The organism is Saccharothrix sp. ST-888, assembly GCF_000955975.1.
Classification (GTDB): Bacteria; Actinomycetota; Actinomycetes; order Streptomycetales; family Streptomycetaceae; genus Kitasatospora.
Genome location: NZ_JYJF01000250.1, coordinates 1 through 1,907, shown reverse-complemented (window position 1 = coordinate 1,907; position 1,907 = coordinate 1). Strand labels below are relative to the sequence as shown.

1 protein-coding gene is annotated in these 1,907 nt (G+C 73.2%); it reads left to right on the top strand.

The features are described 5' to 3' along the window. Nucleotides 1–1,907 (top strand): type I polyketide synthase (locus tag UK12_RS32400; protein WP_045306788.1); only part of this gene is annotated, 1,907 nt, incomplete at both ends.

The window sequence follows — 1,907 nt, the reverse complement described above, 5'->3', positions numbered from 1 at the left end:
TTTCGGCGTTCGTGCTGTTCTCCTCCGCCGCCGGTCTGTTCGGCGCGGCCGGCCAGGGCAACTACGCTGCGGCGAACAGCTTCCTGGACGCCCTCGCCAGCTGGCGCCGCGCCGCCGGACTCCCCGCGACCTCCCTCGCCTGGGGCCTGTGGGCCGAGGACGGCGGCATGGCTGCGGCCCTGGTCCGCTCCGATGTGGAACGGATGGCGCGCGGCGGTGTCGCCGCGCTGACCGCCGAGGACGGCCTGCTGCTGTTCGACGCCGCCGTCGGTTCCGCCGATCCCGTGCTGGTGCCCATCCAGCTCGAACTCGCCGGCCTGCGCGCCCAGGCGAGCAGGGGCATGCTGCCGCCGCTGCTGCGGGGCCTGGTACGGGTGCCGATGCGACGCGCGGCCGAAGCCGGCGGCGGAACGGGCAGCGGCGGTGCGGGCGGCTCGGCACTGACGCAGCGACTGGTGTCCCTGTCCGAGGCGGAGCGAGAGGCCGCCCTGCTCGACCTCGTGTGCGCCGAAGTGGCGGCCGTCCTGGGCTATCCGAGTGCGGCCTCGGTCAACGCCGATCGCGCGTTCAAGGAACTGGGCTTCGACTCGCTGACCGCCGTCGACCTGCGCAACCGTCTCAACGCGGTGACCGGCCTGCGCCTTTCGGCCACCCTGGTGTTCGACTACCCGACCCCGACCGCCCTCGCCGAGCTGCTCCGCACCGAGCTCCTGGGCGCCCTGCCGGTCACCGGCCTCCCCAGCCCGGTGACCGCCGCCACGGACGACGACCCGATCGCGATCGTGGGTATGGCCTGCCGCTTCCCGGGCGGGGTGTCCTCGCCCGAGGACCTGTGGGGCCTGGTCGCGGGCGGACGGGACGCGGTCTCCTTCTTCCCCGAGAACCGTGGCTGGGACGTCGAGAACCTCTACCACCCGGACCCCGACCACCAGGGCACCTCGTACGCCCGGGAGGGCGGATTCCTGCACGACGCCGGTGTGTTCGACCCCGGGTTCTTCGGGATCTCGCCGCGTGAGGCGATGTCGATGGACCCGCAGCAGCGGCTGCTCCTCGAAACGTCCTGGGAGGCGTTCGAGCGGGCCGGCATCGACCCGGCCACCCTGCGCGGCAGCCGGACCGGTGTGTTCGTGGGCGTGATGTACAATGACTACGGCATGCTGCTCCAGCAGTCGGCCGAGGGCGCCGAGGGCCACGTCGGCACCGGCACCTCGGGGAGCATCGCCTCGGGCCGGGTGTCGTACACGCTGGGTCTGGAGGGTCCGGCGGTGACCATCGACACGGCCTGCTCGTCCTCGCTGGTGGCCCTGCACCTGGCCTGCCAGTCGCTGCGACAGGGCGAGTCGACGCTGGCGCTGGCCGGCGGTGTCACCGTGATGCTGACGCCGAGCACCTTCGTGGAGTTCAGCCGGCAGCGCGGCCTGGCAGCGGACGGGCGCTGCAAGGCGTTCTCGGACGACGCGGACGGCACCGGCTGGGGCGAGGGCGTCGGCATGATCCTGGTGGAGCGGCTTTCGGACGCCCGGCGCAACGGCCACCCGGTACTCGGGATCGTGCGCGGTTCCGCCGTCAACCAGGACGGCGCCAGCAACGGCCTCACCGCCCCCAACGGCCCCTCCCAGCAGCGGGTGATCCGCCAGGCCCTGGCCAACGCGGGCCTGTCGGCCGGACAGGTGGACGCGGTGGAGGCGCACGGTACGGGCACCCGGCTGGGCGACCCGATCGAGGCACAGGCCCTGCTCGCGACGTACGGCAAGGACCGGGCCGAGGACCGTCCGCTGTGGCTGGGCTCGGTGAAGTCGAACCTGGGGCACACCCAGGCGGCGGCCGGTGCGGCGGGCGTGATCAAGATGGTGCAGGCGATGCAGCACGGCGTGCTGCCGAAGTCCCTGCACGTCGGCGAGCCGTCC